Annotated in this window: 20 protein-coding genes; 6 read left to right on the top strand and 14 right to left on the bottom strand. The window is 69.2% G+C overall.

Features of this window, described 5'->3' with window-relative positions; genetic code table 11:
• Positions 1–5 precede the first annotated feature (5 nt).
• From gspG to HUA75_RS20850, 10 genes are all read right to left on the bottom strand, one after another.
• Positions 6–434, bottom strand: coding sequence for a type II secretion system major pseudopilin GspG (gene gspG / locus HUA75_RS20895; protein WP_141643869.1), 429 nt, complete (start codon positions 432–434; stop codon positions 6–8).
• A 61-nt stretch (positions 435–495) separates the two neighbouring features.
• Positions 496–651 carry a hypothetical protein gene (locus HUA75_RS20890; protein ID WP_174457160.1) on the bottom strand — a complete coding sequence of 52 codons (156 nt, stop codon included), beginning with the start codon at positions 649–651 and terminating at the stop codon, positions 496–498.
• Between the two features lie 12 nt (positions 652–663).
• Positions 664–1,920: a type II secretion system inner membrane protein GspF gene (gspF, locus tag HUA75_RS20885; protein ID WP_141643870.1), complete on the bottom strand. Its 1,257-nt coding sequence runs from the start codon at positions 1,918–1,920 to the stop codon at positions 664–666.
• Between the two features lie 40 nt (positions 1,921–1,960).
• The gene (gene gspE / locus HUA75_RS20880; protein WP_141643871.1) at positions 1,961–3,775 is read right to left on the bottom strand and encodes a type II secretion system ATPase GspE; all 1,815 of its coding nucleotides are present in this window, start codon (positions 3,773–3,775) and stop codon (positions 1,961–1,963) included.
• A 6-nt stretch (positions 3,776–3,781) separates the two neighbouring features.
• Positions 3,782–6,358: a type II secretion system secretin GspD gene (gspD, locus tag HUA75_RS20875; RefSeq protein ID WP_174457159.1), complete on the bottom strand. Its 2,577-nt coding sequence runs from the start codon at positions 6,356–6,358 to the stop codon at positions 3,782–3,784.
• Between the two features lie 24 nt (positions 6,359–6,382).
• Complete coding sequence (gene gspC, locus HUA75_RS20870; protein WP_141647405.1) at positions 6,383–7,288, bottom strand: type II secretion system protein GspC; 906 nt, start codon at positions 7,286–7,288, stop codon at positions 6,383–6,385.
• Between the two features lie 193 nt (positions 7,289–7,481).
• Positions 7,482–8,873, bottom strand: a complete 1,392-nt coding sequence (locus tag HUA75_RS20865; RefSeq protein WP_141647404.1) for a sigma-54 dependent transcriptional regulator — start codon at positions 8,871–8,873, stop codon at positions 7,482–7,484.
• A 31-nt stretch (positions 8,874–8,904) separates the two neighbouring features.
• Entirely contained in the window at positions 8,905–9,924 is a 1,020-nt protein-coding gene (locus HUA75_RS20860) for a ParB/RepB/Spo0J family partition protein (protein ID WP_174457157.1), read from the bottom strand.
• A 122-nt stretch (positions 9,925–10,046) separates the two neighbouring features.
• Entirely contained in the window at positions 10,047–11,393 is a 1,347-nt protein-coding gene (locus tag HUA75_RS20855) for a TldD/PmbA family protein (protein ID WP_174487375.1), read from the bottom strand.
• An 18-nt stretch (positions 11,394–11,411) separates the two neighbouring features.
• Positions 11,412–12,893 (bottom strand): TldD/PmbA family protein, encoded by a 1,482-nt coding sequence (locus tag HUA75_RS20850; protein ID WP_174487374.1) that lies wholly within the window; start codon positions 12,891–12,893, stop codon positions 11,412–11,414.
• A gap of 176 nt (positions 12,894–13,069) precedes the next feature.
• On the opposite strand from HUA75_RS20850, the gene HUA75_RS20845 reads away from it, so the two are divergent.
• From HUA75_RS20845 to HUA75_RS20835, 3 genes are read left to right on the top strand one after another with little or no spacing between them, the layout of a single operon-like run.
• Complete coding sequence (locus HUA75_RS20845) at positions 13,070–15,187, top strand: FHA domain-containing protein (RefSeq protein WP_141647400.1); 2,118 nt, start codon at positions 13,070–13,072, stop codon at positions 15,185–15,187.
• 40 nt (positions 15,188–15,227) lie between these two features.
• The gene (locus HUA75_RS20840) at positions 15,228–16,559 is read left to right on the top strand and encodes a cyclic nucleotide-binding domain-containing protein (RefSeq protein ID WP_141647399.1); all 1,332 of its coding nucleotides are present in this window, start codon (positions 15,228–15,230) and stop codon (positions 16,557–16,559) included.
• A gap of 7 nt (positions 16,560–16,566) precedes the next feature.
• Positions 16,567–17,061, top strand: a complete 495-nt coding sequence (locus HUA75_RS20835; protein ID WP_141647398.1) for a hypothetical protein — start codon at positions 16,567–16,569, stop codon at positions 17,059–17,061.
• An 18-nt stretch (positions 17,062–17,079) separates the two neighbouring features.
• Here the strand turns inward: HUA75_RS20835 and HUA75_RS20830 are convergent, their stop codons facing one another.
• The gene (locus HUA75_RS20830) at positions 17,080–18,660 is read right to left on the bottom strand and encodes a tetratricopeptide repeat protein (RefSeq protein ID WP_141647397.1); all 1,581 of its coding nucleotides are present in this window, start codon (positions 18,658–18,660) and stop codon (positions 17,080–17,082) included.
• A gap of 92 nt (positions 18,661–18,752) precedes the next feature.
• Between HUA75_RS20830 and HUA75_RS20825 the strand changes: the two genes are divergently transcribed.
• Positions 18,753–19,724 (top strand): homoserine kinase, encoded by a 972-nt coding sequence (locus HUA75_RS20825; RefSeq protein WP_141647396.1) that lies wholly within the window; start codon positions 18,753–18,755, stop codon positions 19,722–19,724.
• A 41-nt stretch (positions 19,725–19,765) separates the two neighbouring features.
• On the opposite strand, the gene HUA75_RS20820 is transcribed toward HUA75_RS20825, so the two are convergent.
• From HUA75_RS20820 to HUA75_RS20810, 3 genes are all read right to left on the bottom strand, one after another.
• Positions 19,766–20,233 (bottom strand): nuclear transport factor 2 family protein, encoded by a 468-nt coding sequence (locus tag HUA75_RS20820; protein WP_141647395.1) that lies wholly within the window; start codon positions 20,231–20,233, stop codon positions 19,766–19,768.
• Between the two features lie 71 nt (positions 20,234–20,304).
• On the bottom strand, positions 20,305–20,832 hold the full coding sequence (locus tag HUA75_RS20815) for a hypothetical protein (RefSeq protein ID WP_174487373.1): 528 nt from the start codon (positions 20,830–20,832) through the stop codon (positions 20,305–20,307).
• 65 nt (positions 20,833–20,897) lie between these two features.
• Entirely contained in the window at positions 20,898–23,258 is a 2,361-nt protein-coding gene (locus HUA75_RS20810) for a tetratricopeptide repeat protein (protein WP_174487371.1), read from the bottom strand.
• Between the two features lie 25 nt (positions 23,259–23,283).
• Between HUA75_RS20810 and plpQ the strand changes: the two genes are divergently transcribed.
• Positions 23,284–23,685: a motility regulator PlpA gene (plpQ, locus tag HUA75_RS20805; RefSeq protein WP_141647970.1), complete on the top strand. Its 402-nt coding sequence runs from the start codon at positions 23,284–23,286 to the stop codon at positions 23,683–23,685.
• Positions 23,682–24,233 carry a DUF192 domain-containing protein gene (locus HUA75_RS20800; RefSeq protein ID WP_141647971.1) on the top strand — a complete coding sequence of 184 codons (552 nt, stop codon included), beginning with the start codon at positions 23,682–23,684 and terminating at the stop codon, positions 24,231–24,233. The genes plpQ and HUA75_RS20800 overlap by 4 nt, the downstream gene beginning before the upstream one ends.
• The last annotated feature ends 101 nt before the right edge of the window (positions 24,234–24,334 follow it).

Raw genomic sequence — 24,334 nt, 5'->3', positions numbered from 1 at the left:
CTTCTTCACTTGTTCTTGGCGGAGGCGCCGTCCGCGGAGGAGATGTCCGCGTCGTTGCCCTCGCCGCCGGCGGTGCCGTCCGCGCCGTAGGAGATGATGACGGGCTTGCCGCCTTCGTTCAGGTACACGTAGTCGTTGTTCCACGGGTCCTTGGGCATCTGCTCCAGCGACTGGGTCTCCACCAGCGCGTTGAGGCCCGAGGACGTGTCCGGGTACTTCCCCTTCTTCGTGTAATAGAGCTTCAGCGCGCCCTGGATGCTCTTGATATCCAGGGAGGCCCTGTCCCTTCGGGCCGCCTCGAGCTGCGGAATCACCGCCACGCCGACGGCGGCGGCGATGAGGCCGAGGATGGTGATGACCACCATGATTTCGATGAGGGTCATGCCGCGGCGGTTGCGGCGGCGGCGCTGCTGCGAGTGGGTGTTCTGGCTCATGTCTGCTCTCACCTCGGGGTGACTTTCTGGCAAGCCACCGCATCGTGTTCAGGACTTCCTGTCAGGGTGCCCGGGGCCCGTCCACCACCCCTGCGGGCGGCACGGGGGCTCGGGGCCCGTAGAGTCGGGCCCCCACCGTCACCAGCGCCGCCGCGAGGGCAATCATCGCCGCGAGCGTCGCGCGCTGAATCCAACGGTCGAGCGTGTCATTCGTCATGTCCCTGGCACCTCACCGGATGGCCGAGTTCACCTGGAGAATCGGCAACAGGATGGAGAGGGCGACGAATGCAATCACCGCGCCCATCACCACGATGAGCAGGGGCTCGAGGAGCGAGGTGAGTGCGCCAATGCGCACGTTCACCTGCGTCTCGTAGTTGTCCGCGACGTTGGTGAGCATGTCCTCCAGCTGTCCGGAGCGCTCTCCAATGGCGACCATGTGGTACACCAGCGGCGGAAACTCCCCGGAGCGCTTGAGCGGAGTGGCGATGCTCTCGCCCTCGCGGATGGAGTCGCGGGCCTTTTCGATGACTTCGGCCAGCACGGTATTCGTCATGATGGCCTTGACGATGTCCATGGCCGCCAGCAGCGGGACGCCGCTCTTGAGCAGCGTGGACAGCGTGCGGGCGAAGCGGGAGATGGACAGCAGACGGACGAGGCTGCCGACGACGGGCGCCTTCAGCACGAAGCGGTCCCACTTCGGCTTGCCCTTGGGGCTCTTCGTCCAGCGCATGAAGAGCCACACGCCCAGGGCCATCATCGGCACGGCGACGAACCACCAGTTCTGGAAGAAGTTGCTCGTGGCGATGAGGATGCGCGTGCTCAACGGCAGCGTGGCCTTCATCGTCTCGAAGATCTTGGTGACCTTCGGCACCACGAACACCATCAGCGCCACGAGGATGCCGCCGCCCACCACCATCATGATGGCGGGGTAGAGCATGGTGCTGAGGATCTTCTGCTGCAGCCGGGCCTGGTTCTCCGTGAAGTCGGCCAGGCGCGTGAGCACCGCGTCCAGCGCGCCGGACGCCTCGCCCGCGCGCACCATGTTCACGTAGATGTTGGGGAAGATTTTCGGGTGCTGAGCGAGCGCGTCCGCCAGCGTCGAACCCTCGTTGACGCGCTGCTTGATGTCGGAGAGGGCGCGCTTGAAGCGCTCCTTCTCCACCTGGTCGACCAGGGCGGTGAGCGACTCCACCAGCGTGACGCCGGCGCCCAGCAGCGTGGACAGCTGCCGGGTGAAGATGGCGACGTCGTCGGTGTTGACGCGGCCCCGGCCCAGCTTGCGCAGGTCGATGTCGCGCGACACCTGCGCCGCGTTGGCGCCCTTGGACACCGCGCCCCGGCTGCCTTCCGCCTGGGCCAGCACGTCCGTGAGGAACACGCCGTCGGCGCGCAGCTTGGAGCGCAGCGTCTTGGGCGAGTCGGCTTCCAACAGGCCCTTGATCTGCTTGCCCGCGGAATTGAGACCTCTGTACTCGAAGACCGGCATGGCTCGATGACCCCGGCCCCTCCCAGGGAGGAGCTGTCGGTTACATGTCCTCCTGGGTGATGCTCAGCACTTCGGCGATGGTCGTCTCGCCCAGCGAAATCTTCCGCGCGCCGTCTTCCAGCAGGGTGATCATCCCCTTGCTCGTGGCGGACTTCTTGATGGTGGAGGCGTCCACGTTCTTCAGCACCAACTGGCGCACGTCGTCGTCCACGGGCAGGAACTCGTAGATGCCCGTGCGGCCGCGGTAGCCGTTGCGGTTGCACGTGGGGCAGCCCACGGCCTTGTAGATGCGGTCCGTCCCGTAGCGCGCCTTGAACGAGGCGAGCGAGTGCCCCAGCTCCTTCAGCTCCACGTCCGTGGGCTGGTAGGCCACGCGGCAGTCGGGGCACACCCGGCGCACCAGTCGCTGGGCGAGGATGCCGGTGAGCGACGAGGCCACCAGGAAGGGCTCCACGCCCATGTCCACCAGACGGGTGACGGCGCCCGCGGCGTCGTTGGTGTGCACCGTGGAGAGCACCAGGTGGCCCGTGAGGGAGGCCTGGATGGCGATCTCCGCGGTGTCCTTGTCGCGAATCTCGCCCACCATGATGACGTCCGGGTCCTGGCGGAGGAACGAGCGCAGGCCCTGGGAGAAGGTGAGGCCGATCTTCGGGTTGATGGCCATCTGGCCAATGCCCTTGAGCTGGTACTCGACCGGGTCCTCGACGGTGAGGATGTTCAGGTCGGAGGTGTTGATCTTCGACAGGGCGCCGTAGAGCGTCGTCGTCTTGCCGGAGCCCGTGGGGCCGGTGACGAGGACGATGCCGTGCGAGCGCTTGATGACCGCCTCCATCGCGTGGAGCGTCACCTGGCTCATGCCAATCTCCGCCAGGTCCAGGAGCGTCGCCGTCTTGTCCAACAGACGCATGACGATGCGCTCCCCGTTCGTGGTGGGGATGGTGGACAGACGGATGTCGATGTCGCGGCCGGCCAGCTTGATGCGGATGCGGCCGTCCTGCGGAAGGCGCTTCTCCGCGATGTTGAGCTGCCCCATCACCTTCACGCGGCTGACGATGGCGTTCTGGTAGCGCTTGGGCGGCTTGATGACTTCCTGGAGCACACCGTCCACGCGGAAGCGCACGAGCAGCTCCCGCTCCATGGGCTCGATGTGGATATCGCTCGCGCGCTCCTTGGCGGCGCGGAAGAGCACGGAGTTCACCAGCCGGATGACCGGTGCCTCGTCGTCCGTGTCCAGGAGGTCCTGCGGCTCGTCCAGCTCGTGGGCGAGCGCGTCCAGGTCCTGCGTCTCCATCTCGTCGACCAGCTGCTCGGCCTCGTTGATGGAGCGGTCATAGACGCTGTTGATGGCGTCGGTGATGGTGGAGGCCAGCGCGAGCCGGGGGCTGATGCTCTGCCCCAACAGCAGCCGCGCGTGGTCCATGGTGGACGTGTCCAGCGGGTCCGCCACCGCCAGCACCACCGCGTCACCCTCCACGGACAGCGGGAGGATGTGCGACTGCTTGGCGAAGTTGATGGGGATGCGCTTGACCAGCTCCGCGTCCACCTCCTCCGTGAAGATGCGCGCCAGGTAGGGCAGGTCCAACTGGTGCCCCAGGGCCTTGACGACGTCCTCCTCGGAGACCGCCTTGAGGCCCACCAGCACCTCACCGATGCGCCCACCCTTCTCCTCCTGGGCGGCGAGCGCCTCGTGGAGCTTCTCCTCGGTGAGCGAGGGGACGAGCGCGCGAAGGATTTCCCCCAGGGGCCTTCCGCAGAGGAAGGCCTGCCCGTGGGCGACGACCTGGGTGGAGTCGTTCCGGGCGGTGGCCGCGCCGGGCGCGGCGGTGGCGAGGGTGGGGTCGGCGGTCACGTTCATGGGCTCTTAGTTCCCCGATTCAGGCTGGATGCGCAGGCGCTCTGGCGACGCGTCTCCGGAGGACTCCGGAGACGGCGCTTCGGGCGTCGGGGCCGCGGGGGCTGACTCTTCGGAACCCGCGGGGGGCGGAGCCACTTCCCGCACCTCCGGCTCAGGCGACGGGGCAGGCGTGGGCCGCGTGGACGGCGCGGAGTCCTGGCGAGCAGGCGAGGAGGAGCTCGGACCGATGACCTTCTCCCCGTGGAGCCCGGGGCCGCCGTTCTCCGCGCGGTTGCGCTCCCGGATGACGGCCTGGTTCATGCGCGACAGCGGACCGGGCTTGCGGCTGAAGTCCACCGCCACGTCGTAGCCCGGCACCTGGCCGTAGAACTGCTCCACGAACTGCTGCCGCTCCTTCATCTTGCGCTCGAAGATGGTGCGGAAGTCCTCCGGGCCCCGGATGATGTAGGGCGTCAGGAACAGCAGCAGGTTCGTCTTCGTCTTCTTGCGCGACGTCTCCCGGAAGAAGTTGCCGATGATGGGGATGTCGCCGAGCACCGGGACCTTGGTGACGGACTCGATGGTGCGGTCCTGCATGATGCCGCCCAGCACCACCGTCTCCTGGTCCTTGGCGATGACCGTCGTCTTCGCGCTGCGCTTGCTCGTCGTCGGACCGAGCACCGGGTCATTGGAGGCGATTTCCTCCGTCTGCTCCGTGATGACCATGCGGATGTAGTCGCTGTCGTTGATCTGCGGCTTGACGGTCAGCTTCAGCTCCACGTTCTGGCGCTGGATGGGCGCGTACAGCGAGCCCAGACCGCCCAGACCGGCGAGCAGCGACGGATTGAGGCCACCCGCCGCCCCGCCAGCGCCGCCCACCTGGGAGCCCAGCGAGGAGGGCGAGAAGCCGGACTGGAAGGGCACGTTCTGGCCCACCGTGATTTCCGCCTCCTCGTTGTCGCTGGTGAGGATGTGCGGCGTGGAGAGCACGTTGACGTCGGAGCTCTGCTGCATCGCGTGCAGCACCACGCCGAAGGCGGGGATGTCCAGGCCCAGCTTCTCCAGCGCCGGAATCACCGGACCCTGAAGGCCCGCGAGGAAGCCGCCGAAGGACGCCAGGTTCGCCAGGCTCAGCGAGGGCGGAAGGCCCTGGCCGCCGTTGTTGGTGCCAATCAGGCCGGGCGCCGCGCCGCGGTCCGTCTGGAGCGCGAAGCCGCTGTGCAGGTTGACGCCGAACTCGGCGTTGCGGTCCAGGTTCACCTCCATGATGACGGCCTCGACGAACACCTGGCGGCGCGGCGTGTCGAGCTGCTGGATGACCTGGACGATGTTCTTGTAGTCCGTCTGGCTGGCGACGATGACCAGCGAGTTGGTGCCCTTGTCGGCCGAAATCTTCACCTCGCCGCTGAACAGCTCCGCGGCCTGGGTGGTGCCGGCGGGACGCGGGGCGCCCTGGGGCATGTTCGGCATCGGCGAGCGCGGCCGGTTCGCGGTGCCCTGGGCCAGCGACTGGAGCGTGCTGGCCAGCTCCTCCGCGTTGGCGTTCTCCAGGTAGTAGACGTTGATGCGACCGCCCGTGCCGGAGGGGATGTCGATCTGCGTGACGATGTCCTGGATGCGCTCGAACGCGGCGGGGCTGGCCACGATGATGAGCTTGTTGGTGCGCTCGTCCGGGATGATCTGCGACAGCGTCACCGGTCCGGCGGACGCCTCCTGGCCGCCCGAGGCGGGCTGGGCAATCACCTCACCACCGGGCTGTCCGGCGGGCGGCACGCCCTGGGTGAAGGTGCCGGGGCGCTGACCGGGACGGGCGCCCTTGGCCTCGAAGAGGCGCTGCACCGTGGTGGCCACGTCCTGCGCGGAGGCGTACTGCACCTGGATGACCCGCAGCTCGTCGCTGGCCGCGCGCGTGTCCAACTGGTCGATGAGGCGCTCCAGGCGGTGGATGTTGGAGCCCACGTCGTTGACGATGATGGTGTCCGGCGGATACGGGATGGTGTCGCCGTCCTTGGAGACCAGCTGCTGCAGCACCCCGCGCAGGGGCTCCACCTCCACGTTGCGGATGCGGAACAGCTTGGTGATCATCTGCTCGTTGGTCGTGTACGGCTGGCCATCCTCGACGATGGTGGGGATGGGGTTCTGCTTCGCCGAGCGCTTGTCGACGATCTTCATGAACCGGCCGTACTGGTACGCGGCGAGCCCGTTGGCGTCGAGTGAGGCCAGGAAGGCGGAGTAGAACGCGTCGGCGTCCACTTCGACGCGGCCGTTCTCCGGGCCGATGATGGAAATCTTTCCGCGCACGTTCTCCGGGAGGATGAACGTGCGGCAGGTGGCGTCGGCGACCGTCTGGACGAGCTTTTCGATCTCCACCTTGTCGAAGTAGATGCCGTAGCGCGCGTTGCGCCGGGCCTCTTCGCACGTGGGCGTACGCCGGGAACCCTGATTGGACTCGTCGGCGCCCGGGGGCGACGACTGGGGAGTGATGGTCCGCTCACCCGGCGCTGAAGGCGCGGAGGTGCCGGGCGGAGGGGGGCGGCGCTGCGCCTGCGCGGGGACGGCGAGCGCGAGGCACAGGCAGAGCATCCAGGACGGGAGCGTCTTCATGGAGGAGCGGGCGCGGCGTGGGGTTTAACGGACGTTGTAGGACTTGCGGATCGGCGCGCCGTTGCGCTCGATCTCGATTTCAATGCGGGATGAGTCCTTCATCTTCGAATACACCTCGAGCGCCTTCTCGGGGCTGTTGAGGTCGAATCCGTTGATGCGGCGGATGACGTCGCCGTTCTGGACTCCAATCTTCGAGTAGATGGAGTCCGGGCGGATGGAGAAGAGCTTGAACCCCACGGCCTGGCCGTCCTTGAAGGCGGGAACGATGCGCGCCTGCATGGCCACGTCGTTGAGGTTGTTGAGCGTCTTGTCGATCTCCGCGCGAGGCACTTCGTACTCGTTGTCGCTGACGGCGCGGATGCCACTGGTGGACGCGGTGTTCGCCTGCGCCACCGGAGGCGTGGGCGGCGTGAAGGCCTGAGCGCCGTCGCCCGGGTTGCCGTCGATGAACTCCTTGCGGCCGCCATTGAGGACGATGACGCGCTCACGCTCGATTTCGAGCACGGTGGCGCCCTGCAGGGCATTGCCCACCATGTACGTCTGCGAGCGCTGCGTCACCATGTCCTGGATGGAGGCGAAGGACCAGTCGGGGTTGCCCGCGACGAGCGTGCCCAGGAGCTTCACGCGCAGGCCGCTCTTCACGGGGGCTGCGTTGGGGTCGACCTGAGGCGCGGTGGGTTCCGCCACCGCGACCTCCGGCTCCGGAATCTTGATGCCAGTCACCCGGGACAGCTGCTCCATGTCCGGCAGCGCCAGTGCGGACTGGGCTGGCCGGGCGTTGGCGGGCGCGCGCGCGGCGGCCCCCGACGTGGGCACCGGGGAGATGGCGGACTCGACGAACAGGTTCACCGTCTTCGCCGCCAGCAGCGCGACGAGGAGGACGAACAGCAGGTTCACCGTCCAAAAGTATTTTCGAAAGAAGAGTTCCATCACGCTTCCGAGAGAAAGCCGAACCCGTGGAGAGCAAGCCAGGTGCCACCGCGGGCCAGTGGGGCCAATCAAGGGGGACGGCCAAGCGCTCGAAATTATTCCGGAATGAGGGACAGCTCCGGGCGACTGAGCGAGCTGCCCCGAGCCTTGGGACAAATTGTCAAAGCCAGGTGGGGGCCTTTGTGACGGCCTGTCAGTCCTCGCTTCCGGCGGGGGGCTCGCCGCCGTTGGACTGCTCGCGCTCCAGCTTGCGGTAGATGGTGCGGGCCGCGATGCCCAGCAGCCGGGCGGCCAGCGTCTTGTCGCCCTTGGTGTGGCGCAAGGTCTCGTGGATCACCCGGCGCTCCACCTCTTCCATGGGCGTTCCAATGGGAATGACCAGCTGGGAGGCGGCGCCGAGCGGGCCCTTGCGCACCGACTCGGGCAGGTCGCTGGCCTCCAGCACCTCGCCCCGCGCGAGCACCACCGCGCGCTCGACGGCGTGCTCCAGCTCTCGCACGTTGCCGGGCCAGGCGTAGTTCTCCAGCGTCTGGAGCGCCTCCGGAGAGAAGCCGCGCAGCACCTTGCCGTTCTTGGCGGCGAAGCGGCGCAGGAACGCGTCCGCCAGCAGGGGGATGTCCTCCCGGCGCGAGGCCAGCGCGGGGACGCGGATCTCCACCACGTTGAGGCGGTAGTAGAGGTCCTCGCGGAAGCGCCCCTCGGCCACCTCCTTCTGGAGGTCCTTGTTGGTGGCGGCCACCAACCGCACGTCCACCTTCACGATCTGCGTGCCGCCCAGCCGCTCGATTTCGCCCTCGGCCAGCGCGCGCAGGAGCTTCACCTGGGCGGGCAGCGGCATCTCACCGACTTCGTCCAGGAAGAGGGTGCCACCATGGGCGCGCTCGAAGCGGCCCTCGCGTCGGGCCACCGCGCCGGTGAAGGCGCCGCGCTCCACGCCGAACAGCTCCGCCTCCAGGATGTTCTCCGGTAGCGCGCCGCAGTTGACGGCGACGAAGGCGCCCTTGGCCCGGCTGGAGTACTCGTGCACCGAGCGCGCGGCCAGCTCCTTGCCGGTGCCGGACTCGCCCAGCAGCAGCACCGTGGCGGTGGAGGGCGCGGCCTGGCGGATGGTGTCCAGCATGGCGCGGAAGGCGGGGGACTGGCCCACCATGGTGCGCCCGCCCGCGGCGCTCATCTCCGCCAGCTTCGCCTTGAGCGTCTGGTTCTCCGAGACGAGGGCCCGCTTCTCCAGCGCCTTCTGCACCGCCTTCACCAGCGCGTGGCGCTTGAGGGGCTTGGTGATGAAGTCGTAGGCGCCGTCCTTCATCGCCGCCACGGCCGTCTCCACCGTGCCGTAGGCGGTCATCAGCACCACCTCCACGTCGGGGCGGATGGTGCGCGCCGCGCGGAGCAGCTCCTGCCCGTCCATGCCGGGCATCATCAAATCCGTCACCATCACCGTGACTTCCGGACGGCGCAGCATCTCCAGCGCCTCCGTCCCGTTGGCGGCGGACAGCGTGGCCATGTTCTCCCGCTGGAAGATGCGCGTCACGGAGTCGAGGTTGGCGCGGTCGTCGTCGACGACGAGAACGGTGGAGGTGGTCATGATGGGCGCCGCTTCTTGCAATCCCCGTTCCCTACGCGTGCTCGTCGTCCGACTCGACAGGGCCACCGCCCATCCGGCCGATGTCCTCGCGCTTGACGGACTCCAGGTTGAACTTGAGCGCGCTGGCCAGCATCCGGTCCAGCGTTTCGTCGAAGTCGGGCTTGCCGCCATTCTTGCGGAAGCGCAGGAAGTTGATGCGCGCGACGACGAAGTTCTTGAGGTAGGGGCTCTGCAGGCCCCGCTCCTTGAGGCCGTTGACGACGGCCACCACGGCGTCGTCCAACTCCAGGAGCCGGTCCGCCCGGGCCTCTCTCAGGGCGAGCGCGGCCCCGAGCGGCTTGTCGAGGAAGTCCTCCACCACCTTGACGAACGGGTGGTAGGCGCCCGCGGAGAAGCGGGGGCGCTTCTCGTACGCGGCGCCGAGCGTGACGAAGGAAGGCTCCTCGAACAGGTGCGCGAAGGCGGTCTCCTTGCCCTCGCGGCCCGCGCCGACGAGGCCCCGGTACATGCGGACCACCTCCAGCGAGCGCTCCTTGAGGTTGTGGGCCTTCTCCGTGTTGAGGGCGAGGATTTGGTAGGCCACGTCCTCGTCGGGGAGCAGCAGGGCGATGATGGACTTGGCGCCCAGAAGCTTGCTTGCGTGCAGGCGGTGGTTGCCGTTGGGCGTCCAGTACTTGCCGTCCTTGCGCACGGCGATGACGGGGTCCAGGAAGCGGTCCAACCGCTCCATGGCGCTGGCGAGCCGCTTCACGTGGGGCTCGGACAAGTCCCGCTGGTAGGGCGTGGGCTCCACCTTGTCGATGGGCAGCACCGCGAGCACCACCGGGTGGCCACCCAGGGGCTCGCGGTAGACGCCGAGCACCTCGCCGCCGTCGGTGCGCACGGCCTCGAGGATGTCGATGGGGTACTCCACCGAGTCGCTGGCCACGTCCGCGGGCGTCAGGCCCCGGGACTTGGGGTCCGCCTTCTTGCGGCGGGGCTTGCGAGGGGTGGTGGCCGGCTTCGCCTTCGCGGCGGCGGCCGTCTTTTTTCGTGCGGACTTCGCTGCCATGGGTGCGCCCTCCTGCGCTGCGGACGAAAGGTGTAGCCGGAGGCCCTGACATTCGCCTCCCCCAACACGTGGGGGAGGGGGCCTCCCGCGTCGCCCACGCTAGGGGGACGCGGGAGGTAGGGCTACTCTCCCGAGAGGGTGAGCTGCCGGAAGCGGACAGTGGGCGCGCCCACGGTGCCGCCTCGGAACTGCAAATCGTTGCCGACGCCGTCCATGTCCTGGAGCATCTTCAGGACGTTGCCGGCCACGGTGACTTCCTGCACCGCGTGCGTCAGCTCGCCGTTCTCAATCCACAGGCCGTTGGCGCCCGCGGACAGCTCGCCCGTCACGGGGTTTGCCCCATGGCCGAGCAGCGACGTGACGTAGAAGCCCCGGTCCACCTCGCGGATGAGCTGCTCGGGTGGCGTGGTGCCCGGTTCCAGGTACAGGTTGCTGGTGCCGATGGTGGGCAGCGCGTTGTAGCCGCGCTTGGCGTTGCCCGTGGGCCGCGCCTTCGCCTTGCGCGCGGTGAAGGCGTCATAGAGGAAGTTCGACATCACGCCCCGGTCGATGATGGGGGTGCGCCGGGTGGGCACGCCCTCGCCGTCGAAGGGCGCGGTGGCCAGGCCTCGCGGCAACAGGCCGTTGTCCACCAGCGTGACGTGCTCGCTCGCGAGCCGCTTGCCCTGGAGCGACGCCAGCATGCTGGCCTGCTGGTGCACGGCGTTGCCGCTGGCCGCCCTGGCCACGCCGGACATGAAGGACGCGGTGACGAGCGGGTCGAAGAGCACGGGAACCTGCTGCGTCTTCACACGCTTCGCGCCCAGCATCCGCACCGCGCGCCGCGTCGCTTCGCGGCCGATGGACTCCGGCGAATCCAGGTCCGCGAGGAAGCGCTTGTAGTCCAGCCAGTAGCCCTTCTGGAGCTGGCCGTCCGCGGCGGCCACCGGCAGCGCGTACAGGTACACGTACGTGCCCGAGTAGCCTCCGGCCATCCCCTCCGACGACGCGACGTACACCTCGGACATGAAGTCCCCGGCGCCCACCGCGTTGAACGTCGTGACGCGCGAGTCCTCCGCGCGGCCCGCCTTCTCCATCTCCAGCGCGGCCTTCACCTTCCAGTCGCCGGGCAGGTTCGCCACGGCCGGGTCATACAAATCGCCCGTGTCTCCGTAGCGGCCCAGTTCCTTCGCGCCGGGCAGGCCGTTGAGCTTGCTGGGCGCGGCGGCCTCGGCCAGCTTCAGCGCCTGGTCCACGAGGTGCTCCAGCCCCGAGGGCTCGAAGTCCGACGTGAAGGCGAAGCCGAGCCGGCCCTTCACGACGACGCGCAGGCCCACGCCCTTGGACGTGGACTGGGTGAGGTCTTCAATCTGTCCTTCGCGCACGCGCACGTTGCTCTGGCGGCTCACCTCCAGGAAGGCTTCGGCCTGGTGGGCGCCCTTCTTCGTGGCGCGCTGGACGATTTTCTTCGCGAGCTTCTGGTAGTCCATGGTGTCTGGCGCTCTCTCTCAACCGACCTGGGTTCCGCCCACGGTGACGTTGTCGATGCGCAGCGTGGGCAGGCCCACGCCCACCGGCATCGACTGCCCGTTCTTCCCACACACGCCCATGCCCGGGTCCGGCTGCGGGTCGCACCCCACGCGGGACACGTTCTTCAGCGCCTCCGGCCCCACGCCGATGAGGATGGCGTTCTTCACCGGCCGGCCCAGCTTGCCGTCTTCAATCTGGTACGCCTCGCTCACCTCGAAGACGAAGTTGCCGTTGCTGATGTCCACCTGCCCGCCACCGAAGGTCGCGCAGTACAGCCCGCGCTTCACTTCCTTCAGGATGTCGTCGGGGTGGTGGTTGCCCGGCGCGAGGAACGTGTTCGTCATGCGGGGGATGGGCAGGTGCCGGAAGGACTCGCGCCGCCCGCTGCCCGTGGAGCGCTGCCCCATCAGCTTCGCGTTGAGGCTGTCGTAGAGGTAGCCCTTGAGCACGCCGTTCTCGATGAGGACCTTGCGCTCCCCCGGCGTCCCCTCGTCGTCGATGTTGATGGAGCCTCGGCCGCTGGCCACCGTGCCGTCGTCGATGACGGTGACCAGCTCGGAGGCCACCTTCTCTCCCAGCTTGCCGGCGAACAGCGACGTGCCCTTGCGGATGAAGTCCGCCTCCAGGCCGTGGCCCACCGCCTCATGCAGGAGGATGCCGCTCCAGCCGGGCGCCAGCACCACCGTCTGCGGGCCCGCGGCGCAGTCCACCGCGCCCAGCGTGGCCACCGCCTGTCGCGCCGCCTCACGGGCCACTTCCTCCGGGGGGAAGGTGGCCCAGTGGGTGAACGGCACCCGACCGCCCCCGCCGTACATGCCCGTGCGCCGCTCGTTCTTCTTGCCCTGCACCACCACCTGCACGGAGATGCGGCACAAGTCCTGGGTGTCCTCGGTGTAGCGCCCCTCCGTGTTGGCCACCGCGAGGCGCCGCGTCTGGTCCGCGTAGGCGCCATTGACCTGCGTCACCCGCGAGTCGAACGCGCGAGCCGCCTGGTCCGCGCGCGTCAGCAGGGACGCCTTGAGCGACACCTCCACGTCCGACAGCGGGGTGGGGACCCGGTAGTGGCTGGGCACCGCGACGCGGGAGACGGGGAAGGCGCGCTCGGAGCCCTGGCCCTGGGCAATCATCGCCGCCGTGGAGGCCGCCCGCAGCAGCGCGGGCTCGTCCCAGTCGTCGGAGAAGGCGTACCCCACCTTTCCTCCGGAGATGACCCGCACCCCCACGCCCTGGACCAGGCCCGTCTGGGCGCTTTTGATGCGCGACTCCTCCAGCACCACGCTGGTGCTGTGGGTGCGCTCCACGTAGACCTCCGCGAAGTCACCCCCGCGCTCCATGGCCACGGCCAGCAGTCGCTCGAGCAGCGACTGGGGCAGCAGGGGAACGGGCGAGGGCCGCCGGGCCGCCAGGGGGGCGAGCTGGGAAGAAGGGGCGCGTCGGGTCGGCGCGGACGCTCGGGGCATTCAGGAACTCCCTCGGTGAAGCGGTGGGGGGGTGTGGAAACCTACATAGGAGGGGAAATCTCCGGGAGCAACGGACAATGGCCGCCCTTCTTTCCCCGCGGGCTGGCCTGTCGCATTCCCACCGTGGGGGCCGGCGCTTTAAGATGGCCGACGTTTCGGAACCTGGACCCCACCCCATGCCTGCTCGTCCTCCATCCTCTCCTCGCGCTGGCGCCGGCCGTTCCGGCGGTGACGCGGGGGCGGACTCTCCATCGGCGAAGCCGTCAGCCCGGGCTCGCCCTCCGCGCGAGGCGTCACCCGCCGACGAGGATTTCGCCGCACCCCTCTCCGGGGAAGAAGGCTATCCCGACGGCCCCGCGAACCCGGAGCTGTACGGTGACGCGCAACCTCCCCGCTCCCGCACGGATGAGACGCGCGTGGGCGCCGTGCCGGAGTCGCGCGAGGACGCGGTGCGCCGCGACGACGACGACGACAACTCCGAGTCCACGCGCGCCGGTCCGCCCGTGCAGATGCTGGTGCTGGCCGGACCGGACCGGGGGCGCAAGAAGCGCTTCCAGGGCGTGCGGATGGTGGTGGGGCGCGGCAAGGACTGCGATTTCGTACTGGACGACCAGTCGGTGTCGCGCCGGCACCTGGAGCTCGTCTACGGCCAGACCGGCGTGGCGATGCGAGACCTGGGCAGCATCTCCGGCACCCAGGTGAATGATCAGCGCGTGGACGAGTGTCTGCTCAAGCACGGCGATGAAATCGCCATGGGCAAGACGCGCCTTCGCTTCGTGGACGAGGCGGAGCAAATCAAGGAGATGCGCGCGCAGGCGGAGGCTCGCGAGGCCGAGGAGAAGCGCGAGCGCGAGGAGGCCGCCAAGGAGAAGGACGAGGCCCGGAAGGCCGCGGGCGCCGCTCGTGGTTCAGACGTGGATCCGAATGATCCCCGGCTGAACGAGATGACCAACGCCAACTACCGGGTGCCGGACGGGTTCCAGGACAAGGCGCAGAACAAGGGCAAGGGCGCCATCGCCATCCCCCGTCCCCGTCCGCCCCCCAGGAGCGTCGTCACGGGCGGAGGGCCGAACTCGAAGACGAAGCTGCTCATCGCCGTGGGTGGCGGTGTGGTGGTGCTGCTGATGCTGGGCCTGTTGTTCATCCCCTCCGGGCCGCCGCCTCCGCCGCCGGTGGACCCGAACATCGAGCGCTCGAAGCTGCTGATGCAGAAGGCGCGCGAGGCGGTGCGCGCGGACGACTACGCCACCGCGGTGCGGCTCGTCGAGGAGGCGGAGAAGCTGCGGCCGGGCGTCGACGAGGAGGGCCTGGGCAAGGCTGCGAGCAAGCAGTTGGAGGTGGTGCAGTCCTTCGAGTCCGTGCGCGCGCTGATGGTCGCCCAGCAGTTCGAGGAGGCGCGCACGAAGCTCGCGGCCACGCCGCAGGGCACGGCCAAGATGGACGACATCCGGCGCAAGCTGGAGACGGAGCTGGAGGAGAAGGACGCCGCGTTCCGCATCCAGCAGATGGAAGACGCGCTCGCGGCCCGGGACCCGGAGGCGGCGCGTCCGTTGCTGGACCGCGTGCCGGACCTGAACAAGCCGGCCTATGCGCAGAAGCTCCAGGACCTGGAGGCGGAGCTGGCGAAGGAGTCCGCGGACGGTGCGCGAAGGGACCGCGCCAACCGCGAGCGCGCCGCGCTGAACGCCAAGGAGGAGCGCAAGCTCTTCCTCGAGGAGGCCTTCACCGACGTGGAGCGGCGCTTCAACGGCGGCGACTACCAGCGCGCGGTGCTCGAGTGCGACCGCGTCACGGAGAAGTACAAGGCGGAGAAGGACGTGAAGGAGCGGGCGCGCCAGTTGAAGACGCTCATTCCCCAGTTCCAGCGCTCGCTGGACGACGCGCAGAAGAAGCTGGCGTCCAACGCGCTGGAGTCGGCGTCGAAGCCGCTGCGCCGGGCGGCGGAGCTGTACCGGCAGATTGGCTTCCAGGGCTCGCTGGGCAACACGCTGGACGAGCAGCTGGCGTCGGCGGCCCTGGCGGCGGGACAGGCGGCGCTGAAGAAGGGGGACCTGGCGGCGGCGGGGCTCAACTTCCGCGAGGCCCTGCGCCTCAACCCGGGGGACCGCCGGGCGCGTGACGGCCTGGACGACCTGCAGAAGAAGGTGGAGGAGCTCTACATGCGCGCCTATATCGAGCGCGACAGGGACCCCCAGTCCGCGGCGGTGAAGTTCAAGATTGTCATCGAGACAGCGCCCGAGGGCTCGGATACGAAGCGCAAGGCGGAGATGTACCTGAGCGAGCTCCAGCCGTGAGCGGCGCTGCTGCAACAACGAAGGTTCGTGGAGACATGGGATGAGCGAGTCGTCGCTGCGTGAACTCGGAATGGACCTCATCGAGGAGCGCCAGTTCGAGCGCGCCCTCGCCGTGTTCGCGGAGGCCGTACGTCGCGTCCCCGCGGACCACCGCTCGCGGATGATGGCGGCCCGGTGTCTGGCGGAGCTGGGCGAGCGCGAACGCGCCGTCACGTCGTACCACGCGTGCGCGGAGGGACTCCTGCGCCGCGACTACCTGCTGTCCGCCATGGCCGCGTGCAAGCTGGCCCTGGAGCTGGCCCCCAACGAGCGACGCCTGAAGGACACGCTCATCCGCGTCCACTCGCGCGCGGTGCGCAGCGCGCCCGGTCGCGCCGCGGTGCCCCCGCCGTTGCCGCCGGAGACGCTCTACGACGGCAAGGTGGAGACGGACCTGATGGGCCTGGTGGGCGAGGAGCTCTCCAACCGCGCCATTGAAGTACTGGCCGCGCCGGACCCGGGCGGCTCAGCGGACCCCAACAGCCGGCCTCCGCTGCCGTTGTTCGCGGAGCTGGACCGGGAGGCCTTCATCGACCTGGTGGGACGCATGGCGTGGCGTCGGGTGAGGCCGGAGGAAGTGGTGAGCCGAGAGGGCGAGCCGGCCGACCACCTCTACGTGCTCGTCGCGGGCAAGGCGGAGGTGACGCGGCAGATGGACGGCGAGGCGAAGACACTGGGCTTCCTCGGCGGTGGCTCCATCTTCGGCGAGATTGCCCTGTTGACGGGCGCGCCTCCCACCGCGACGGTGTCCGCGGTGTCGGACACGGAGGTCTTCGAGATTCGCCGCGAGCACCTCAACGCCGTGGCCAAGAATCACCCGGCCGTGCCGCAGGTGCTGGCGGACTTCGCGCAGCAGCGCATGGCGCGAAACCTGATGGCGACTTCGCCCATGTTCCAGACGCTGCCGGAGTCGGAGCGCGGAGCCATGCTGCAGCGCTTCGCCTTCCGCGCGCTCCAGGGGCACGAGAAGGTGCTGGTGGAGGGTGAGCACTCGCCAGGGCTGTTCCTCGTGCTGGCCGGAGAGCTGGTGGTGCAGAAGGAGGACCCGGCGGGCGGCACCGTGACGCTGGGCGTGCTGCGCGAGGGCGACGTGGCGGGGGAAATCTCCCTGCTGACGGGCCTGCGTGCGTCGGCCACCGTGGCGGCCACGCGCAAGACGGCGGCGGCCTTCCTGGAGCGCAACGCGTTCCACGAACTGGTGCGAGTCTTCCCGCACATCCGCACGTACCTGGAGCAGCTGTCGGACCGTCGCCTGAAGCAGATTGGCGAGGCGCTGCGGCCCCTGGAAATCATCGACGCGGACGAGCTGGTGCTCGAGCCCGAGGCGGCGTGAGGAGCGAATGGTGATGTTGTCGCGCTCGAAGGTGGTGGGGGTGGCGCTGGCCCTCATGGCGGCCGGTGCGGTGCTCTACTTCTGGCCGCGTCGGGAGCCGGGAGTCCCGGAGGCCATCACCCGGCAGGTCATCACCATGACGCGCGCCGCGGAGCAGAAGGACATCTCCGGGGTGATGGAGGGCGTGTCCGAGCGCTTCAAGACGGACGGCGGCTGGGACAACCGGCAGGTCCGGGGCGTGCTGACGGGCCAGGTGCTGCGCGGCCAGTGGGTCCGCATCTTCACGACGAACCTGGAGGTGCACGAAGTCTCCCCCACGCAGGGCGACTTCCAGGCCCGCTTCATCTTCGGTCGCTCCCAGGCGGAGAACCTGAAGGACCTGGCGGCGGACAGCGTGCTCAACGCCTACCTCATCGAGGGGACGTTCGAGAAGGAGACCGACGGTGAGTGGCGCATCGTCCGCGCCAAGTACCGTCCGCTGGAGGCCTCGGAGCTGCTGTAGGAACGCGGGCGCCCAGGCTCACTGGAGCAGGGCGCCCGTCTCGTTCATCCACGCCTTGGCCATGGGGCCCTGGCCCGCGGACTCCAGGCCCTTCTTCACGGAGTCGATGCGCGCGGCCAGCTCGTCGCGCGACGTCCCCTGTGAGCGGGCCCGCACGAGGCCAAAGTAGTAGTGCTGGCAGCCCGCCGCGTACGCGCTCTGCGCGAAGAGCAGGTCGCCCATGGCGGTATATGCCTCCGGCAGCGTGCCCGCGCCCGTGTCCGGGGCCACGGTGGCCAGCAGGGCCTTCGCACCCTCGTAGTCCTTGCGGAGCACCAGCAGCGCGCCCTTGGCGTACTGGGCCCGCGCCAGCCCGACGCCCTTCGCGGCGATGGCCTTGTCATAGGCGGTGAGCGCGTCGTCCTGTTGGCCCGCGGCCTCCAGCAGCCCGCCCCGGGCGAGCCAGTAGCGGCCGTCCTGCTCCAGGAGGCTGACCTTCTTGCCGTCGGCGGTGGCCACCTGGATGACGCCGAAGGTGCCCTCGTACGCGTCCAGCAGCGCCAGCGCTCCGGTGTTGTCGCCGGATGCCTGGAGGCTGCGCGCGCCATCCAGGTAGAGCAGGGGGGCGGTGCGCCGCTTCGCCACCGCGGCCTCGAAGGCGGCGCGCGCCTCCGGGCCCTTCCGCGCCGACAGGGCCCGGGCCCGGGCGAAGAGGGCGTAGACGTCATCCGGCACCGTCTTCAGCGCGGCGTCCGCTTCCTGGAGCGCCTCGTCCGTCGCGCCCCGCGTCAGCGCCAGCTCCGCCTTCAGGGCCCCCATGCGGGAGCGCAGCGAGGGCGTCAGCTCGGCGTCTTTCTCGGAGGCCGTGGCGAGCGCGCGCTGCGCCTCCTCCAGCTTCTTGCCCTGGTACGCATACGCGAGCCCCGCGCCCAGCCGCGCCATGAGGTGGTCCGGGTTGACGCTGGTGGTCTTCTCGAAGACCTCCACCGCCTGGGCGTGCTGGCCTTCGTCGAGCAGGGCCTCCGCGTACGCGGTGGTGAAGCGCGTGTCCCGGTAGGCCCCCTCGGCGGCGCGGGCGAACGCCTGACGCGCGCCGGGCAGGTCTCCCTTCGCCTGGAGCGTCAGGGCCAGGGCCAGCGTCAGCCGCGGGCTGTTGGCGCCCTGGGCCTGGAGGTCCGCGAGGTACTTCTCCGCCTCGGCCGTCTTGCCCTCCGCGAGCAGATGCAGGGCGCGCGCGCTGTAGCGCTCGCCGGAGCGGGAGTCGAGTGCTTCGGCGCGGGACAGGTACTCGCGCGCCTTGGCATCGGCGCCGGGCTGGTGGTGCTCCAGCCACAGCACTGTCTGGATGTCGGCGGCCAGGGCCTGGCCGTCGCGGGCCTCGGCGTCCACCTGGAAGAGCGTCTCCAGCTCCGCCATGGCGCGGGTCAGGTCCGCGGGGTTGCCCCGGAGGGCCGCCGAGCGGGCCGCGCGCATGCGCTCCTCTGTCTCCTTTCGCACCGCGCCCCGGTGGACGAAGTAGGTGACGGCGCCCGCGAGCACCACGGCCACCACGGCCACCTGCACCAGCGCGCTCTTCCAGCTCTCGCGCCGCTTCCAGTCGCCCTGAACCTCGGTGCCCATGGACCTGTCTCCCCGCGCTGGAGTTGGATGCTATTAGGTACGCCCCTCCCAGGTGTCAATGGAGCGGGCCCCGAGCATGGGAGGAGTGAGCAATGGCGGTTCACACGGCGCTGTCCCCCGAGGTCTTCACTCGCGTCGCCGACATTTTCGGACTGGGGAGTGTGCGGAGCGTGACGCCCATTCCCCAGGGCTCCATCAACACCAACCACCGGCTGGAGACGGACACCGGCCGCTACTTCGTTCGCCACACGACGGTGCGCTCGTCGGATGACCTGCGCTTCGAGTCCGCGCTGCTCGCCCACCTGGCCGCGTACCATTTCCCCTCGCCCGTGCAGCTCACCACGCGCGACGGAGCGACGTTCGTCGAACTCGAGGGCGGGCGCGTCAGCGTCTTCCGCTGGCTGCCGGGCGAGGAGCTGCGCCATCCGAACCTCACCTCCGAGCACCTGGAGCGGCTGGGCACGGAGCTGGGCAAGCTGCACCGCGACACGCAGTCCTTCAGCGGCTCGCGCACCAACCCGTACTCACCGGACGTCGTGCGCGGATGGCTGGCGGAGCTGTCGCGTCACCCGGATGCGACGCTGGCCACCATCGCCGGGGAACTGGAGCGCCTGCTCGACACGGCCGAGTCACAACGCCTGGGCCTGGAGCCGCTCGGCGTCATCCACGCGGACCTCTTCACCGACAACGTGAAGTGGCTGGGCGGTAGCGTGGGGGCCTTCTTCGACTTCGAGATGGCCTGCCGCGAGGCGTACGGGTTGGATCTGGTCATCACCCTGAACGCCTGGTGTTTCGATGGCGGCGGGTATCTGCCGGAGCTGTGCGAGGCGCTGGTGCGCGGCTACCAGGACATCCGGCCGCTGTCTGCCGTGGAGCGGGCCAACCTCTTCGGCCACGCGCTCTTCGGGGCGGTGCGATTCACGGCCAGCCGCATCCGCGACTACCACCTGTCCCCGCTGCCGGCGGACAAGCTGGTGCGCAAGGACTACCGCACCTATCTCGCCCGGGCGCGCGCGCTGTCGGCCATGGGGCCTTCGGGCTACGCGACGCTCCTGGGCTTGTGAGCCACCGGGGCGCCATGACGCGCCCCGGAGTCGACGCGGCTTCAGATGCCGGAGAGGATCTTCCAGCGGCCATCCTCGAGCCGGAACACCATCTGCTCCAACTCCGCCTCCTTCTGGGGGCGGGGGGTGAGGCTGGGCATGCGCCAGCTCACCTTCCAGTAATAGATGGCGGTGGCCATGTCCTTGCCCACCTGCACCCGGCGCACGTCGAGCTCCACCTTGGGCGACTGGAGCTGCGGGAAGAGCGTCTCCAGGTACGGCACGAGGTTGGCCGTGTTCAGGTCATCCTCGGGGTCCCCCGGCGTGCCGCCATCCTCGCGGAAGTCCTTGGACACCAGGGCCTGGATGCCCTTCGCGTCGCGTGCCTCAATGGCAGACCGGTACTGCTCCATCACTGACAAAATGGCCCGCGTGTCGGAGGTGTCGTCGATTTCGGTGCCGGGGATGCGCTTCGGAGCGCAGGCGGCCAGGAGGGTCAGGGCGCAGAGAGCGAGGAAGCGGATGAGCATGGCGGGGCCTTACGAAGACAATGGATGAGAAGTCAACCCATTCCCCCGGCCCCACCTGCACTCCGCGTGCCTCAGCAATTGCGGATGACCTCGGAGATGAACCGGTTGAGCACCGGAATCTCGTTGTCGAGAATCTTGAGGCCCTCGCCCTGGATGATTTTCTCGCCGATGAGCGCCAGCGGCTTCATCAGGAAGGGCAGTTTGAGGGAGATTTCGCCGTCCATCGACCGCTCCGTCTGCCCGGCGCCCAAGTCACGGAAGCGCATGGTGCCGGTGTTCACCAGCATCTTGGAGATGGTGCCCGACGTGGGCGTGTTGGTGAACGTGAGCTCCTTGCGGCGCTTGTCGTAGGTGGACGTCTCGATGAAGGCGAACCACTCGGGAGGCACGCGCTTGGGGCCGATGCTCTCGATGACCGGCTTGGGGCGGTAGCGCACCTTGCGCTTCACCAGGTCGCCCTCGGTCTTCACTTCAATCGGCGCCAGCTCCAGCAAGACGCCGTGGTACTTGAGGAGGAACTCGAAGTACCGCTCGTCGAGGAGCGCGCGCTCCACCTCGTCCACCGTCCCCTGGATTCGCTGCCTCGTCTCGAACCGCATCGCTTCCCTCCTGATGGGCTGGCTCGTCGCCGCTGTGTGGGCTGCCTGCCTAGCGGAAAGCGCGGCTAGCGGAAAGCCTGTCGTGGCACCAGGGGCCCCTGGAAGGTCTTCTCCTCGAAATCACACCGCTCCCGCCACTCCTGGGCGGTGGCCTTGAAGGCCGTTCCGAAGTCTGGAAGGACCCCGACCTCGTGGCGCACCGCGCCGCAGTCCCCGGCGAGGTAGGCGGCCTCCACCTTCACGCGCAGGGCCTCCCGGCGGAGGGCCTCCGGCAGCGAACCGTCCGCCAGCGCACGTTGGAGGTATTCGCCGGCGAGGACGGGCGAGCCCACCTGCTGGAGTCGGCGGCCCAGAAGGTAGTTGAGGTACGCGTCCTGGGGCACGGCCTGGAGGGCGCGCGTCAGCATCAGCAGGCGCAGCTCCTCGCGCGTCGACTGGAAGTACGCGTCGATGGCCTCGCGTCGCGCGGTGGAGTCCAGCGCCGCGAGCTTCACCTGGGCGGTGCGCGTCAGCTCGGGCGTGGCGTCCAGGGAGAGGACCTCGTCCAGGTAGCGGCGCGCCTGCTCGGGCTGCTGGCGTCGGGCCTCCACATCCGCGCGGGCCATGGCGACCTCGGCCGCGGTGACGGCCTGGGCCTTGACCTGATGGGCGAGCGTGGAGAGCACGGTGGTGGCCTCGTCGTAGCGCTCCAGCGCGGACAGCGCGGCGGCTTCGCCCAGGCGGAACGAGGGCTCCTCCGGCTGGAGCGAGGCGGCGCGGGTGTAGCGCTCCAGCGCATCCGCGGGGTCTCCCACCAGCGAGGCGCGCGCGGACTCGGTGAGTCGGGCGACTTCGCGGGCGCAGGCGCGGCTGAACAGGCTGCCGGCGCGAAAGCGCGCGAAGGCGCGGGCGATGGCCGTGTCGTCGAGGGGCAGGGCGTCCACGTGGCGTTCCCACTCCGAGACCAGCTCGTCCAGCGGGCGCCCGTAGGCGTCGTCGAAATCCGCGTGGGCGTAGAGCGCGCGCAGCTTGTCCGCGCCGTAGGTCTCCGCGAGGTAGAGCAGGAAGGAGCCGGCCACGGTGTACGCGCGAGCGGGAGCGGATTGGTAGAAGCCCTGCGGCCCCATCAACTTGCGCATGTCCGGGGCCAGCTTCTGGCGGCGCATGCCCGCGGCCCACTGGTGCAGGGTGAGGTCGCCCTGGGCGGGGCCGTCGGCGGCGACGGCGAACCCTTCGATGACACCCATGAGGGGCCAGAGTCCCAGGCGCGTGGTGACTCGGAACGGGCCGCTGCCGGCGGGGGCGGCCATGACGTGCGCCAATTCGTGGTGCAGGGTGGAGTGGGGGAAGGGCTTGTCCTGGATGTGCAGCTCATACCGCCAGGGCTTGGCGTACTGGGTGCGGCCGGCGCCCACCAGGCGCTGCTTCTCCTCTTCGTTGCGATAGAGCCACACGCGGATGCGCTCGGTGGGGGCCACGCCGAGGAAGCGCTGCACCTGCATCCACCGGAACTCCATGTCGCGGGCGAGGCGGTCCACGTCCTCGCGCGACTTGCCCCGGGGGTAGTGGAGGCGGAAGTGCTCCGTGTCGCGCACGCCGCCCAGGGTGTCCGCGAGGTAGGCGTCCGTCATCCGCGTGCGCAGCTGGGGGCCCTTCACCTCCAGGAAGAGGATGGCGGACATGGGGAGCGCGAGCGCCACCAGGCTCCAGGGGCGCACGCTCGCGCGGCGCAGGGTGCCGGCGCCGAGGTCCAGCATCGCGGCGGCGAGCCCCGCCAGGACCCAGGCCCACAGCAGGGTCTCCAGGCGGAACCAGCCCAGCGCGGGCGTCATCACCAGGGCCTCGTCGTAGAGGGGGCCGGGCAGGTGTCCCAGGAAGTGGTTGAAGGCGAAGACCTGGGGACCGGCGACGATGGGCCACACGGTGGGGACGAGCGACAGCAGGACGAGCAGCACGTGCAGTGCCACCCCCCGGGAGGGCCGCCGGGCCTTGAAGCCGCAGAGGACTCCCGACGCCGAGGCCAGCACGGCCGAGGGGAGGGTGAGCATGGGATAGAAACCCACCAGCTCGAAGGGGTCGCACGAGGTGCGCAGCCAGGCGAAGACGGTGGAGGCGAGGAAGGGGGGGATGAGCGCGCCGACATTGAGGACGAGGGCGGCGCCCAGGGCTCGACCCACCGCGGCGCCGGGGCTCTGGGGGACGGCGGCGGCCGGGGGCCTGGGGTCCTGGCCCAGAATGATGCGGCGCTCCTGGAAGGCGGCGGCGACGCCTGGACCCCCGCCGAGCAGGCCCACGGCGATGGCCAGGGCGAGGCTCAATTCGAAGCCGGGGACCCCGAAGAGGGGGAGGAGGACGAGGGCCGAGCCGCCGCCCGCCAGCAGGAGCAGGGGGGCCAGGACGGCCGGGCGGCGCGACAGAGCGCGGGCACGGGTGAGGACTTGCTCCATGGCCTCACCTATACTCCCCAGCCGCATGTCCGAACAGAAGACAGGTCCCGAGCACCGCCAGCACGGGCGCGCGCCCATCGAGCTGAAGGTCGACTACAAGAAGCTCAACTCGTTCTTCGCGGACTACACGAAGAACATCAGCAAGGGTGGCACGTTCATCAAGACGAAGAAGCCGCTGCCCATCGGCACGCGCTTCCTCTTCAAGCTGACGGTGCCGCACCGGGAGGCGCCCTTCGAGTTGTTGGGCGAGGTGGTGTGGTCCAAGGCGGACGGCGACGAGCCGGGCATGGGCATCCGCTTCATCTACAGCAGTGATTCGCAGCGGGTGGAGTTCGAGACGGTGGTGGAGCGGCTGATGTCCGACAGTCTCGGGCCGGAGCTCACCGAGAAGTTGCTCAACAAGCCGCTGCATCCCCAGCACCCATGAAGACGCCTCGTTGGCTCGCGCCCCTGCTCCTTCCGCTGCTGCTGGGCGCCTGCCAGCAGGAAGCGCAGGGCCAACAGCCTTCCACGCCTCCGGCCCCCGTGCGACCGCCTGTCACCGACGTCACCTCGAAGGACTATGTGAGCCCGCCGTTGCCGCGTGCGCATGTGCGGCTCAAGGACGCCTTTGGCGGGGTGCATCGGGTGGAGGTGGAGGTCGCCGCCACGCCGGATTCCCGTCAGCGCGGGTTGATGTGGCGCACGGAGCTGGCGGAGGGGAAGGGCATGTTGTTCCTCTTCCCGTCGCAGGAGATGCAGGGCTTCTGGATGCGCAACACGCTCATCTCCCTGGACATCATCTTCATCACCTCGGACCTGCACATCGCGGGGGTGGTGTCGCGCGCGGTGCCGAAGACGCTCGACTCGCGTTCGGTGGGCGCGCCCAGTCAGTACGTGCTGGAGGTGCCCGCGGGCTGGGCGGAGAAGAAGGGCGTGCGCAAGGGCGCGCAGGTGGAGTTCGAGGGCGTGTCGACCATTAGCATCGCCCCCTGACTTCGGTGCTCGTTGCCCGTGCGTGACGTTGCGCGCGCGTGACGTGATGAAGAAGTGACGCACTGAACAAGCCGCTGCCACATGGCCTCCTCAGGATGCGC

It is taken from the genome of Myxococcus sp. CA040A (assembly GCF_013336725.1).
Lineage (GTDB): Bacteria > Myxococcota > Myxococcia > Myxococcales > Myxococcaceae > Myxococcus > Myxococcus llanfairpwllgwyngyllgogerychwyrndrobwllllantysiliogogogochensis.
Note: the sequence above shows the minus strand (reverse complement) of the source record. Positions and strands in the feature narration are given on the sequence as shown.